Below are 12197 nucleotides of genomic sequence, written 5' to 3'. Positions count from 1 at the left end.
TGTGATGGCGGTCACCACCACAAGGAGGCAGCAATGTTCGCCGAAGAACGCCATGGCAGGATCACCACTCTCGTGGCCTCGGAAGGCCGGGTGAGTGTCGCCGAGCTCGCCGAACGCTTCAATATCACCAAAGAGACGGTCAGACGTGACCTTGCCCTCCTCGAGGACGCGGGAACGCTCCGCCGAGTCCACGGAGGTGCAGTGACTGGCGGAAACAGCAGCACGAGCGAGCTGAGCCTGAACAGCCGCGAGGGCCAGCATCAGCCGGAGAAGGCCCGCATTGCCAAGGCCGCCCTCGCCATGATCCCGGACGCCGGATCGATAGTGCTCGACGCCGGCACCACCACCGGGCATCTCGCCGAGTTGCTTGCACACGAATCCAGGCAGGACCTGGTGGTCATCACCCACGCGGTCCCCATCGCCCAGGCAATCGCATCCTCCAGCCTCCATCTCGAACTCGTCGGGGGGCGGGTAAGGGGCCTGACCAGTGCTGCTGTGGGCAGTCACACGATCGAACGGTTCAACGGCTATCGCCCCGACATTGCCTTTGTCGGGGCCAACGGCGTCCACTCAACGTTCGGTCTCAGTACCCCGGACCCCGATGAAGCAGCTGTGAAAACAGCGATCGTGAGATCGGCTCGACGCGTCATAGCCCTCGTCGATGCATCGAAGCTGGAGCAGGAGACGCTGGTTGGGTTCTCGTCCCTGACAGAGATTGACACCCTGGTTACCGACCGGACCCCAGCGAAACCGCTGGCTGCCGCGCTGGCCGAGGCCGACGTCGAGGTAGTGATCGCGTGATCATCACCCTGACGGTTAACCCCAGCCTCGACCGGACTGTTGAACTCGCCGCTGAGCTCGCTCGTGGGGGGGTGCAGCGGGCAACGGCCGCCCACCAGGAATCGGGGGGGAAAGGCGTCAATGTATGCCGGGCGCTCACCGTCTCAGGCGTAGCCTCGATGGCCGTGCTTCCGGGGGATCCCGACGATCCGGTAGTGGTAGGTTTGCGCGCCGCTGGAGTCCAGTTCCGGAGCGTGCCGATTGGTACCCAGCTGCGCAGCAACATCACTTTGGCCGAACCCGATGGAACCACCACGAAGATCAACGAGCCGGGCCCGCTGCTCAGCGCTAACGAACTCCACTCCTTGCTGGAACTGGTGGTCGCCCAGTGTGAAGGGGCCTCCTGGCTGGTACTGGCCGGGTCGCTTCCGCCCGGGGTCCCCACCACCTTCTACGCAACTGTGATCGAGGCGGTGCGCGCCCGATACCCGGGCGATGCTCCGCTGATCGCTGTCGATTCCTCAGGCGCCCCACTGTTGGACACCCTTGCCGCCGGGGTGAAGCCGGATCTGTTGAAACCCAATGCCGAAGAGCTTTCAGAACTAAGCGGCCTTGCAGACGGTGATGCCCTCGAAGCCGATTCCGGTCTTGCTGCTGGGGCAGCAGCGGCGCTGATCGGCGGTGGCGTCGGCGCTGTCCTCGCCACCCTCGGTGCACGTGGCGCCCTACTGGTAACTGCCGCCGGCGCCTGGGAAGCAACTCATTCCCCGGTGGCGGCTCGATCTACCGTCGGGGCTGGCGACTCGGCCCTTGCCGGGTATCTGCTGGCCCACACCGCCGGCGGAGCACCCGAGCAGTGCCTGCGGCAGGCGGTCGCCCATGGATCGGCTGCCGCCTCCCTGCCCGGTTCAACAGTTCCAGCACTGCACCAAACCACTCCCGAAGCCGTCACCGTCCGTCGGCTTACGCTCCCCAACACCTCAACCGACGCACCGCTCGATGCACCACTTCCCAAGGAGGAAGACCAATGGCACAGCTGATAACAACCGATCTAGTGACACTGGATCAGGACCTGGGTTCTGACCGCCAGCACGTAATCCGCCGACTCGCGGATCAGGTAGCCGCGACGGGGCGGGCTACTGGTGCTGACGGCCTGTACGCCGATGCGCTGGCCCGGGAAGAAAAGACAGCAACTGGCATACCAGGCGGCATAGCTATCCCGCATTGCCGGTCCACCTCAGTAACCGAGCCCACCCTAGCAATGGCCAGGCTGAGGCCGGCAGTGGACTTCGGTGCCAAGGACGGCCCCGCCGATCTGGTGTTCTTCATCGCAGCTCCCGACGGCGCCGACCAGGAACACCTGAAGCTGTTGTCCAAGCTGGCCCGCTCACTGATCAAAAAGGACTTCACTGCCGCCCTGCGCGCCGCGGCCACCCCACGGGACATTGTTGACCTGGTGCAGGGCGCCCTCGACGTCGGACCCCGCCAGGGTGCCCAGCCCGCCGAGGCGCAGTCAGCTGAAGTACCCGCAGCACCTCGCCGCCTGGTGGCGGTCACTGCCTGCCCTACCGGAATCGCGCACACCTATATGGCAGCCGATTCGCTGGTCGCTGCAGCCAAGGAGCGCGGGGTGGACCTTCAGGTCGAAACCCAGGGTTCGTCAGGCGCCACACCGCTCCCCCCCGCGGTGATCGCGGCCGCCGACGCCGTGATCTTCGCAGTCGACGTCGACGTGCGTGACAGGAACCGTTTCGCCGGGAAGCCAGTCATCACCTCTCCCGTCAAGCGCGGCATCGACGAACCCGGCGTTATGGTCGACGAGGCACTCGCTGCTGCTGACAACCCCAACGCACGACGCGTGCAGGGGGCCGCCGACTCGCAGTCAGAACAGACCGACGACAGCGGCGAGGGTGTGGGACGCCAGCTCAAGCGGGCGCTCCTCACCGGCGTCAGCTACATGATCCCGTTTGTCGCAGGCGGCGGCTTACTGATCGCACTGGGCTTCCTCCTCGCCGGTTACGAAATTGCGCTGTCGAATGATGCGGGTGTGGGTAATGGCGACGCGATGCTCGCCCAGTACACCCTGCTCAATCTGCCGCCCGAGGGTCTTGCAGTCTTCCTCGGCGCCGTCTTCTTCAAGATCGGAGCCCTGTCGATGGGCTTCCTCATCCCGGCTCTCGCCGGATATATTGCCTATGCACTGGCTGACCGGCCAGGTATCGCACCGGGCTTTGTCGCTGGCGCAGTGGCAGGCTTTATGGGCGCCGGGTTCCTCGGCGGCATCGTGGGCGGCCTGCTCGCTGGCTACATCGCCATGATGATCGGCCGGATCAAGGTGCCGCGCTGGCTCCGAAGCCTGATGCCGGTAGTCATCATCCCGCTTCTCGCCTCCATTGCCGCCTCGGGGCTCATGATCCTGGTCCTCGGCGGACCAATCGCTTCGCTGACCAGCTCGCTAAATGATTGGCTCTCCGGCATGACTGGAGCAGCCGCCGTCGTCCTTGGGGCAATCCTGGGCCTCATGATGGCCATCGACCTGGGCGGACCGATCAACAAGGTGGCTTACTCCTTCGCCGTCGCCGGTCTCGGAGCGGGAGCCGTAGCTAACCAGGCCCCGTGGCAGATCATGGCCGCAGTAATGGCGGCCGGCATGGTCCCACCCCTGGCCATGGCGCTCGCCACCGTCCTGGACCGCCGTCGCTTCTCAGCGGCCGAGCGGGAGAACGGCAAGGCAGCCTGGTTGTTGGGTGCAGCCTTCATCTCCGAAGGCGCGATTCCTTTCGCAGCAGTCGACCCGTTGCGCGTCATTCCCGCCAGTATGCTCGGATCGGCGGTGACCGGAGCGATCGTGATGGGCGCCGGTGTCACCTCGCAGGCACCCCACGGCGGCATCTTCGTCTTTTTTGCTATCGGGAATGTCGCTATGTTTGTGGTGGCTATCATTGCGGGCACCATCATTTCGGCGCTCGCTGTGGTGGCTCTGAAGCGCTTCGCCACGCGGAAGACCGAAGACACTCCCGTCACCGAGACGGTCGCCGCCTAACCGAACCCGGGAGGTTCTTTCAATGACGAAACTTACCGGAGTCGGGGTTAGCCCCGGCCGTGTAATTGGACCGGTGCTCCAAATGCCCGGTAGCGTAACCGAGCCGCCCTCGGACGAGCGGTGGGGTACTGACACGACTGCCGAGGCTGAAACGGCCAGGCTGAAGACTGCTTCCAAAGTGGTCCAGGCCGAGCTGAAAGCCCGCGCTGACGCCGCGTCGAAGGACGCCAGCGCAGTCCTGGAGGCGACAGCCATGATGGCCGCGGATCCGATGCTGCTGAAATCAGCGGCCAAGCTTATCGCCACCGGCACCTCAGCTGAACGCTCGGTTTGGGAAGCCGGTTCGGCAGTGGCGGAGATGCTGCGGGGACTGGGTGGATACATGGCCGAGCGCACCCAAGACGTCCACGATGTGCGGGCCAGACTGGTGGCTGAGCTGCGCGGGCTGCCAACCCCGGGCATTCCCGCTTCCGAGACGCCCTTCATCCTCGCCGCCGAGGACCTAGCACCCGCGGACACCGCGACGCTCGACTCCAAAAAAGTTTTGGCGCTCATTACCGGTAGCGGTGGACCGCAGTCGCACACTGCAATTCTTGCCCGGGCACTTGGACTCCCGGCAGTGGTGGCTGCCCCGGGCGCGGAAGCCATCGATGAAGGGGCCGAGGTGTACGTCGACGGCGCGGCCGGCACCATCATCACCGATCCCGGTGACGACGAGAGAGCCGCAGCGGCCCGCTGGGTCGAACAGGCCGCAGCGCTTGGCACCTTCAACGGAACCGGTGCAACCGCCGACGGGCACCTGGTGCCGTTACTCGCCAATGTCGGTTCCGGTAAGGATGCTCGAGCTGCCGCCGCCGCCGGGGCCGAGGGTGTTGGCCTCCTACGCACCGAGTTTTGCTTCCTCGACCGGGAGACTGAGCCCAGCCCCGAGGAACAGGCAGCGGCGTATCGTGAGGTCTTCGACGCTTTTCCCGGCCGCAAGGTAGTGGTCAGAACGCTCGACGCCGGTGCTGACAAGCCGCTGCCCTTCCTCACCGACGCCTCGGAGCCTAACCCGGCACTGGGGGTTCGCGGATACCGGACCGGCGACGTGAGCCCCGGTGTGCTGACACGTCAGCTTCAGGCAATCGCCCGGGCGGCAGAGGGCACCGAGGCGGAGGTGTGGGTCATGGCACCGATGATTTCTACCGCAGCGGAGGCGAAAGCTTTCGGCGAGCTGTGCCTGGCCGAAGGTCTGAACCAGCCAGGAGTGATGGTCGAAGTGCCGTCAGCTGCATTGACCTCCGAGGCGATCCTGGCGCACGTTGGCTTCGCCTCCCTCGGGACGAATGACCTCACGCAATACACGATGGCCGCTGACCGCCAGTTGGGCCAGTTGGCAGCCCTCAACGACTCTTGGCAGCCAGCGGTCCTGCAGCTGATCAAGCACACCGTAGCCGGTGCACAGTCAGCCGCAGCAGCCACAGCAGTCGAGAAGCCGGTGGGTGTATGTGGCGAGGCGGCAGCCGACCCTGCCCTCGCCGTCGTACTGGTGGGTTTGGGAGTTCAGACTCTCTCCATGTCGGCCCGATCGCTCCCCACCGTCGCTGCGGTGCTGGCCTCGGTGACCCGGCACGAAGCCCAGGAGCTGGCGGCGCTCGCCCTCGCCGCTCCTACCGCCGACCTCGGGCGCACCGCCGTCCGTGAGCGGCTCCCCATTCTGGAAGCCCTGGGCCAGTAGGCGCCCCAACCAAGGAGGAACCCTATGTCAGAACGCAAAGCCACGGTAGCAAGCCGTGTTGGCCTGCACGCGCGCCCGGCAGCCATCTTCGCTGAAGCGGCAGGTGATTTACCCCTGGAAGTCACCATCGCGATGGAAGGTGAGCCAGCCGAAGACGCACTGGACGCCTCCAGCATCCTGTCACTGATGGGCTTGGGGGCCTCCCACGGCGACGTCGTGGTGCTCCGCGCCGACGGCGACGGTGCCGAGGAGGCCCTCGAGACCCTGGCAAAGATCCTGGAAACCGACCACGACGCCTAGCCTAGTTACCGAGCCCGGGTCTGGTCACTGGAACGACTTGACGGGTATGTGGCGCATCATCGCAGCATCCTCGAACACAGCGCCGGGGACTCTCCGGCGCTGAATCAGGCAGTCATCGATCAGCTTCTGGGTCCAGTCAAGGAGCTGCGAGGCTCGGGCAGCCGGTCGAGGTACTTGCGGCCTGCTCTGCCGAAGGGCCTTTCGGGTCCCACCTTGGAGTCAGTGATCGCTGACCTGCGGTTCAACCCGGCAGGGCCCTCAGCCTCAGAGGTGGCGCTCAGGCTCGGACTCGCAAGGGTGAGCGCCCGCCGGTATCTTGAGTTCCTCGTGGCCCGCGACCAGGCAATGATCACCCCGAAATACGGGTCAGCTGGCAGGCCGGAGAAGCGCTACGCCTGGGACCGGGTGACCGGTCAAGAACGGGTGGGTGCGTCCACCCGTTCTAATGGACGCCCCACCCCGCACTATAGCTCCGCTGTCCCCCATGGTGAGCAGAGATACATAATCATAATTTTGCCACACTATGATGAAAACGTGAATACCCCTGAGTGAAGCAATCACTGAAACGTCACATTTCACGCAAGTTGGTTGCCGCGCGGTGCCAGCTCGGTTCGACGTCGGGACGCCCAGATGATCGTCAGACCGCTCGTTACCAGCAGAATGGCCCCGAACGGAAGACCAATTTCCCACACGCCAAGGTGGCTACCGACAGCTAAGCGCACCACTGCAAAGACCAGTACTGCACCGAATCCGACGGCCAGCAGCGCAGACGCAGCCCGGTGCGCCGGCCGCCCGGTCGAATCCGCCAGGCCCTTCAGGGCCGGCAGGACGAGGCAGGCTGCGACATATCCCGGGTAGAGCCGCCCTGCTTCAGCATAAAGCCGAACCGTCTCCTGGTCTCCATAGGCAACAAGACCTGTTGAACTTTCCGGGAGGTCGCTGAGTATGAACAACGCAACAGTAGACAAGGCGACTACCGCCAGCACTGACAGTCCGATGGGTCCCACAATTAGCCAGCGAGTTCGCGCCGATCTGAACGCTGCGGCAATGCGAATCCCGAGAACCACAAAAATGGCGTACAACGAGAGTCTAATAAGGAGATTGGCAATATTGACCCCGCCCAGAAGCCTATCTATCGGAAGATAGAACTGCGGCAGGCTCAGACCCACTGCGAATACCAGCAGCACCAAGGCGATAAATACCGCTCGCCCCCGTCCGCGGATCGCGTCGGGTAGTCGCAGGAGGGCAAAGACAATGCACAGCACCAACACAGCCCACTGGACTACATGCTCACTCATCCGAGGTTCTCCCATAGGTCCTGGTCCCGGCTATTCGCTAGCTCGACTTTCTTCAACGACTTTCCCAGCACGTCGAGCCTGTCCCGTGCTAGCAGAACCAGGTCGGTATCCGACAACCTACCCAGCGCCTGATTTCTGCCAGTGACTGGCCAGCCGCCCTCCTCGGGGGTCAACAGGCCGGTCACCACCAGCCCACTGGCGAGGGAAACCTTCGCGAATCGCGCTGCCTCTACAGCGAGTTCAGGGGTGAGACGTCCAGCGGTCAGTTGCGCCGAGAGGTTCTGGGGAGCAATGCCGGTCCTCGCGGCCAGCCCCTGTCGAAGATCACCCTGATCGACAGCGTCTATCCAGGCTCGTACCGAATTCCGGTGCGGGAAGGAGGCAAGGTTGAGCTGAACTTCTCGCCCCACCGCCTCTTTATCCTCACTCCGGGCGACCACCAGGCGCAGGATGTCGATGTGCGACACCTGGCTGATCAACTCGGGGCTGGTCGGCCCACGGATTCCTGCCGGAAGGTCGCGATACCCATCAAAGTTGCCGAGCTCCTGGGCGGGATGCAGACCATAGGCCCGGGCAATGTCGACTATGGTGCTGATAGCAACCTTTCCACGAACTACCTGTTGACCCAGGGTCGACCGTTTGATTCCGGCCTTGCGGCAAAGTTCCGAGACAGTGTCGTCGGGTGCAATCCGAGAGCGCCACAGCTGAAACGACTTTGCTGTGACAGCCATTACCACCCCTTAATTGGACTTCCCGTGCTGGATTTGAAGTATACTGAGGTTACTGGCTCCCCATTCTGCGATTCCCCCATACGCAGAACGCGGAGCCAGTCTCAATTTAACCTCCCGCCGCCTGGGCGACTACCAGCGGGCCTTCTTCTCAGTCTTGCCCTGCTTCCCACTGCGATGGACTGGCTGATGGTTCGGTCCAGTGCTGCGGGCCCCGGCAAGCTTCCCGAAGTCAGGGTTTTTCTTTTCCAGCGCAAGTTTGGCCCGCGGGTCATCCTGGAGCTTCCTGGCGGCGGAGTCCGACAGGTGTACTGATAGGTCCTCGCTCTTCTTCTGGGCCTGGTTCTTTGAATGATCAGTCATGGCGGTCCTTAAATAGTCGGCTGCTGAACACCGTTCAACGTCTGCTGGGTAATAAGAAACGTCACTCGGAGACATCGTCTCAACGAGCATGGTTTTCGACAAAGGAAAAGATAATCCCTGAAGGATTACGCGAAAATTATTGTTCTCATGCACCTCAACCTACACGACGCCCATGACGTCGACCAGAGGCGGCCGCCTGTGAGCGAGAGAAGCTGCCTACCGTTCGGTTCGCCAGGAGCCCTCCACCGAGCCTCTCATGACGACGCCGGCAGCGAATTCGGCAGCCGCTAGCTTTGTCTCTAGTCTGCCTACCGCTGACTCATACTCAATGAGCCCAACGTCGCCACCATCGAACTGTTCGCGCAGCAGAGCTGCGGCTCGCATTGACCGAATCAATTGGGAAGTGTCACTCCGGGACAGATCGGTCATGTCAGGGAAGTCGATAGTCGCTGCCGGGTCCAGCTCATAGGTGACCCACTGCTGAAGGACACGATCATGGCGGGCCCGGACCGCTTCCCGTTCGCTTCGGACCACCTCGTCAGCAAGCTTGGACTTGCGATCATGCTCACCTCGCCACAACCAGCCGGCTGCAATTCCGATCAATACCAGGGCCCCAGCGGCGACCATTCCCGAACTTCCTTCAATGGTGGCCGCGGCCCCAATAATTACCAGCAGGACCGCTAGGAGACCTGAGAATCCGTACCAAAACAGGGAATCGACGTCGTCGTTTCGCTTGAGAGCACCGGACAGGGCAAGTGCGGTGACCGCGGTCAGAAGGCCGACCATAGCGAGAGCTATCGACGCTTGGAGGATAAAACTGGCAGGATCCATCGGTCTTCCTCTCAGCGGGGCCGGAGGTTCACGGACCGGGCGGGCCGAAACCGTAGCGCCCTTGTGGAGTTGCCTACTATCTATTTCAGACGGTTAATCGGCAGTAGTCAATCCCCGTCGCGCCCTGCCAATGCAGAATCCCCGCCGTTCCAGTGAACGGCGGGGATTCTGTGTTCGGGTATCCCACAATTGTGGGCCCTGAGGGGCTCGAACCCTCGACCCACGGATTAAAAGTCCGATGCTCTACCATCTGAGCTAAAGGCCCTCATCATTACCGGCTACCGAAGTAGTCGAAATGACCTGCCTACATTATCGCATCCAGCCCCGGCGTGCAGAACTCAAGGGCATCGTGGGTGGCGGCGTCAGCCAACCGCCGGTTCCACAATCCTGAGCGCCTCGACCAGCTGGCGGTACAGGTCGTCGCTCCTGAGTAGCTCGCTGTGTGTTCCGCTCGCCCGGATCCGACCGTCCGCCATGACCAGGATAGTGTCAGCGTCGATCACCGTTGAGAGCCGATGCGCAATGGTCAGAACGGCACCCTTCGACGCGCGGTCACGAATGCAGTCGTGGATGGCTGCCTCCGTGAGACCGTCAACCTGCGCGGTCGCTTCATCGAGCATGAGCACCGCTGGAGTGCGCAGGATTGCCCGGGCGAGTGCAATCCGCTGCCGCTGCCCGCCGGAGACCGCTGTGCTTGACAGCTCAGTCTCAAGGCCTGCCTCGAGCGAATTCACCTTTTCCTCAAGCCGCACCGCCCGCAATGCCCCCCAGATCTCCTCGTCGGTGGCATCCGGGTGGGTAAATAGCAGGTTGTCCCTGATCGTTCCCGGCACAATCGGTGTTTCCTGCTCGACGTACGCCAGCTGCGATCGGATCTGCGAGTGCGTGTAGCTGGAGTAGGGCCGCCCGTTCAGCAGGATCTCACCCTCCTGCGGCTCAATGAACCGAAGTAGCAGAGAGAACAGGGTGGTCTTGCCAGCTCCCGACGGACCGACTATCGCAGTATGGCCGCGGCGCGGAATACTGACCGTCACACCGTCGACCGCCTTGACCGATTCGGGGCCGTAGGCGGCGTGTACGTCGCAGAACTCGAGGACTGCTTCCCCGAGCCGTTCACCGCCAGTCCCTGAGCTGGGTCCCAGGCTGTCCTCCTCGACTTCCATCTGCTGCACCTGGGAGATCCGTGACGCGGCAGCGATCCCCGACTGGATGGCTGTGATGTTCTGGGTCAGCTGAGAGATGGGCCCCATGATCCCAAAGGCATACAGGAGAAAAGCGATCAGGCTGGAGACGTCAAGGACCCCCTGTCCCACGCGCCAGGCTCCGACGCCCAGGATTACGATGATTGCGAACTGGATTCCGCCACCGGCGATTGTCCATGCCACCGCCTGCGTGCGCACTGCCCTGACACTGTGCCGGGCTGACTCTCTGGCCTCGATGACAATCCGCTCACTCTGCCTTTCCTCGGCCCGGCTCGCCTTGACCGTCCGCACTGCCCGGAGTGCGCCTTCGAGGATTCCACCGAGGTTGCCGACTGATTCCTGGGCTTGTTCTTCGGCTTTGGCGATACGGGGCATGAGCAGTGCAAACAGGACACCGACAATCACTATTGCCCCCAATGTGGTCCCCAGCAGGACCAGATCCAGCACCCCCATCAGGATGAGCGTGCCGGATAGGGCAACTGTGCCGTTGACCAGACTGACGGCACTTGATGAAGCAGCCTCCCGCAGCAATACAGTGTCGGAGGTAACTCTGGTCACCAGTTCGCCGGTGGGCCGCCCAGTGAGGTCACCCACTTTGGCCTGGAAGAAACGCCTGACCATTGACTCTCGAGCATCAAGGACCACCCGCTCCGCAAGGGTGCCAAGCAGGATCCACTGCCACAGCCCCACTGCTGAGCCGATCACCAGCAGCGTGAGCAGGACGCCAATCGGTTCCCCTAAGGAAGCGGCGGTCCCTACCGAGTCGAGTACCCACTTGGTGACCATCGGCGTCGCCAAGGCGGTGGCAGTTGTCACCAGGCCCAGGACAAGACCTAGCACCAGTACCCGGCGGTGCGGGCGGATGAAGGACCAGAGGATCCTCAACCGTGGGTAGCGGCCAGCATTGGACGGAAGGCTCATACCCCTAATTGGAGCAATGATGTTCAACAATGTCGAGGCCAACATTGCCCTGCCGCATCAGCCAGCCTGGACCGATTGATAGCCGCCCGCTTCCGTGACTCTGGCCCTGAGGGAAACGGCAGGAGTATCCTCGGTTTATGAGCGGTAACTACGAGAACCAGAGTCCAAGGCACCACAAGCCCAAGCCGTTCGCGCCGCTGGACTTCGAAGTGTTCGCGGGGGGTGCTGACCCATCCCGGGTGTCGGAGGCCGCCCACCTCTCGGCCCACGCGCTGGTTCATCACGGCCGCCTCTCCGACGACCCTGGCATTACACAGCGCCTCGTCGAGCTAGCCGATCAGCAAGGCCTTGAGGCGATCGCAGAGATGTGGGCTGAGAGTCCTCCGCGCTCCCTCCCCGGCGCCCTGTGGCGACTTTACGCCCTCCGTGCCGCAACCCAACAGAATCCCGAACGTATTGCGGCATACTTCGAGTCCGGGAAGGGTGTCGCACAGGTCTCCAATGTGATCGCTGGCGTCGCCGAGCCGCCAGGCGCCGAAGAGGTGCGGCTAATGGCTGACACCATTCTCTCGGGTGCCTTTGAGGGCGAGTTCGACGTCGCTCTCGAACGGTTCGCCGCTTTCTGCAGGGTCATCGCCCTGGGTCAGACCCAACACGCCGACGACGCCGAACCCGCCAACGGGATCCATGCCGCCAAGCTGACGCGCAACTCGCACCAATTGATCAAGACCGCTGAAGATCTGGAACATGCTGCAGCGTCATGGCGTCGGGGCGAACTCGACTAGGGCGTGTCTCCTTATTGTTCGGTGAGGTCTTTGGGATGCTGGTGGTATGTCACGTATTGCTGTTTTGTCGGATGCTCAGTGGGCTCGGATTGAGCCGTTGATGCCGAGCTCGGACGGAAGCCCGGGCCGCCCCTTCAACAATCACAGGCTGGTCGTTGAGGGCATCGTTTATCGGTTCCGGGCAGGAATCCCGTGGCGGGATCTGCCGGAGTGTTTCGGGTCGTGG

13 protein-coding genes and 1 tRNA gene are annotated in these 12197 nt (G+C 63.1%); 8 read left to right on the top strand and 6 right to left on the bottom strand.

All coding sequences use genetic code 11. From position 1 onward, the window contains the following. The first annotated feature begins 33 nt into the window (after nt 1-33). The 6 genes from Y703_RS0104960 (at nt 34) to Y703_RS22605 (ending at nt 6395) form a co-directional block, all read left to right on the top strand. On the top strand, nt 34-801 hold the full coding sequence (locus tag Y703_RS0104960) for a DeoR/GlpR family DNA-binding transcription regulator (RefSeq protein WP_026551821.1): 768 nt from the start codon (nt 34-36) through the stop codon (nt 799-801). After that, nucleotides 798-1820 carry a 1-phosphofructokinase family hexose kinase gene (locus tag Y703_RS0104955; RefSeq protein ID WP_026551820.1) on the top strand — a complete coding sequence of 341 codons (1023 nt, stop codon included), beginning with the start codon at nt 798-800 and terminating at the stop codon, nt 1818-1820. Before Y703_RS0104960 ends, Y703_RS0104955 begins: the two co-directional genes overlap by 4 nt. Then, nucleotides 1808-3823, top strand: coding sequence for a PTS fructose transporter subunit IIABC (locus Y703_RS0104950; RefSeq protein WP_026551819.1), 2016 nt, complete (start codon nt 1808-1810; stop codon nt 3821-3823). The genes Y703_RS0104955 and Y703_RS0104950 overlap by 13 nt, the downstream gene beginning before the upstream one ends. Nucleotides 3824-3845: 22 nt before the next feature. Continuing rightward, complete coding sequence (gene ptsP / locus Y703_RS0104945; RefSeq protein ID WP_026551818.1) at nt 3846-5543, top strand: phosphoenolpyruvate--protein phosphotransferase; 1698 nt, start codon at nt 3846-3848, stop codon at nt 5541-5543. Between the two features lie 24 nt (nt 5544-5567). Further along, nucleotides 5568-5843: an HPr family phosphocarrier protein gene (locus tag Y703_RS0104940; protein ID WP_026551817.1), complete on the top strand. Its 276-nt coding sequence runs from the start codon at nt 5568-5570 to the stop codon at nt 5841-5843. Between the two features lie 222 nt (nt 5844-6065). Then, nucleotides 6066-6395 carry a hypothetical protein gene (locus Y703_RS22605; RefSeq protein ID WP_216698868.1) on the top strand — a complete coding sequence of 110 codons (330 nt, stop codon included), beginning with the start codon at nt 6066-6068 and terminating at the stop codon, nt 6393-6395. Between the two features lie 23 nt (nt 6396-6418). On the opposite strand, the gene Y703_RS18050 is transcribed toward Y703_RS22605, so the two are convergent. The 6 genes from Y703_RS18050 to Y703_RS0104905 form a co-directional block, all read right to left on the bottom strand. Next, a complete protein-coding gene (locus Y703_RS18050) occupies nt 6419-7141 on the bottom strand; it encodes a hypothetical protein (protein ID WP_051427323.1) in 723 nt (240 codons plus the stop codon). Next, the gene (locus Y703_RS0104925; RefSeq protein WP_026551816.1) at nt 7138-7872 is read right to left on the bottom strand and encodes a helix-turn-helix domain-containing protein; all 735 of its coding nucleotides are present in this window, start codon (nt 7870-7872) and stop codon (nt 7138-7140) included. Before Y703_RS0104925 ends, Y703_RS18050 begins: the two co-directional genes overlap by 4 nt. A 129-nt stretch (nt 7873-8001) precedes the next feature. Beyond that, nucleotides 8002-8232 (bottom strand): hypothetical protein, encoded by a 231-nt coding sequence (locus tag Y703_RS18045; protein WP_035763919.1) that lies wholly within the window; start codon nt 8230-8232, stop codon nt 8002-8004. Nucleotides 8233-8448: 216 nt separating this feature from the next. Further along, complete coding sequence (locus Y703_RS20705; protein ID WP_051427322.1) at nt 8449-9063, bottom strand: hypothetical protein; 615 nt, start codon at nt 9061-9063, stop codon at nt 8449-8451. Nucleotides 9064-9255: 192 nt separating this feature from the next. Continuing rightward, a tRNA-Lys gene (locus Y703_RS0104910) sits at nt 9256-9328 on the bottom strand. 97 nt (nt 9329-9425) lie between these two features. Then, the gene (locus Y703_RS0104905) at nt 9426-11186 is read right to left on the bottom strand and encodes an ABC transporter ATP-binding protein (RefSeq protein ID WP_051427321.1); all 1761 of its coding nucleotides are present in this window, start codon (nt 11184-11186) and stop codon (nt 9426-9428) included. 137 nt (nt 11187-11323) lie between these two features. Between Y703_RS0104905 and Y703_RS0104900 the strand changes: the two genes are divergently transcribed. Both Y703_RS0104900 and Y703_RS0104895 read left to right on the top strand, forming a co-directional pair. Then, nucleotides 11324-11971 carry a hypothetical protein gene (locus Y703_RS0104900; protein ID WP_026551814.1) on the top strand — a complete coding sequence of 216 codons (648 nt, stop codon included), beginning with the start codon at nt 11324-11326 and terminating at the stop codon, nt 11969-11971. 46 nt (nt 11972-12017) lie between these two features. After that, on the top strand, nt 12018-12197 hold a 180-nt coding region (locus Y703_RS0104895), incomplete at its 3' end, for a transposase (RefSeq protein WP_026551813.1).

The organism is Arthrobacter sp. H20 (genome assembly GCF_000520515.1).
GTDB lineage: Bacteria > Actinomycetota > Actinomycetes > Actinomycetales > Micrococcaceae > Arthrobacter_D.
This window is presented reverse-complemented; position numbering and strand designations above follow the sequence as displayed.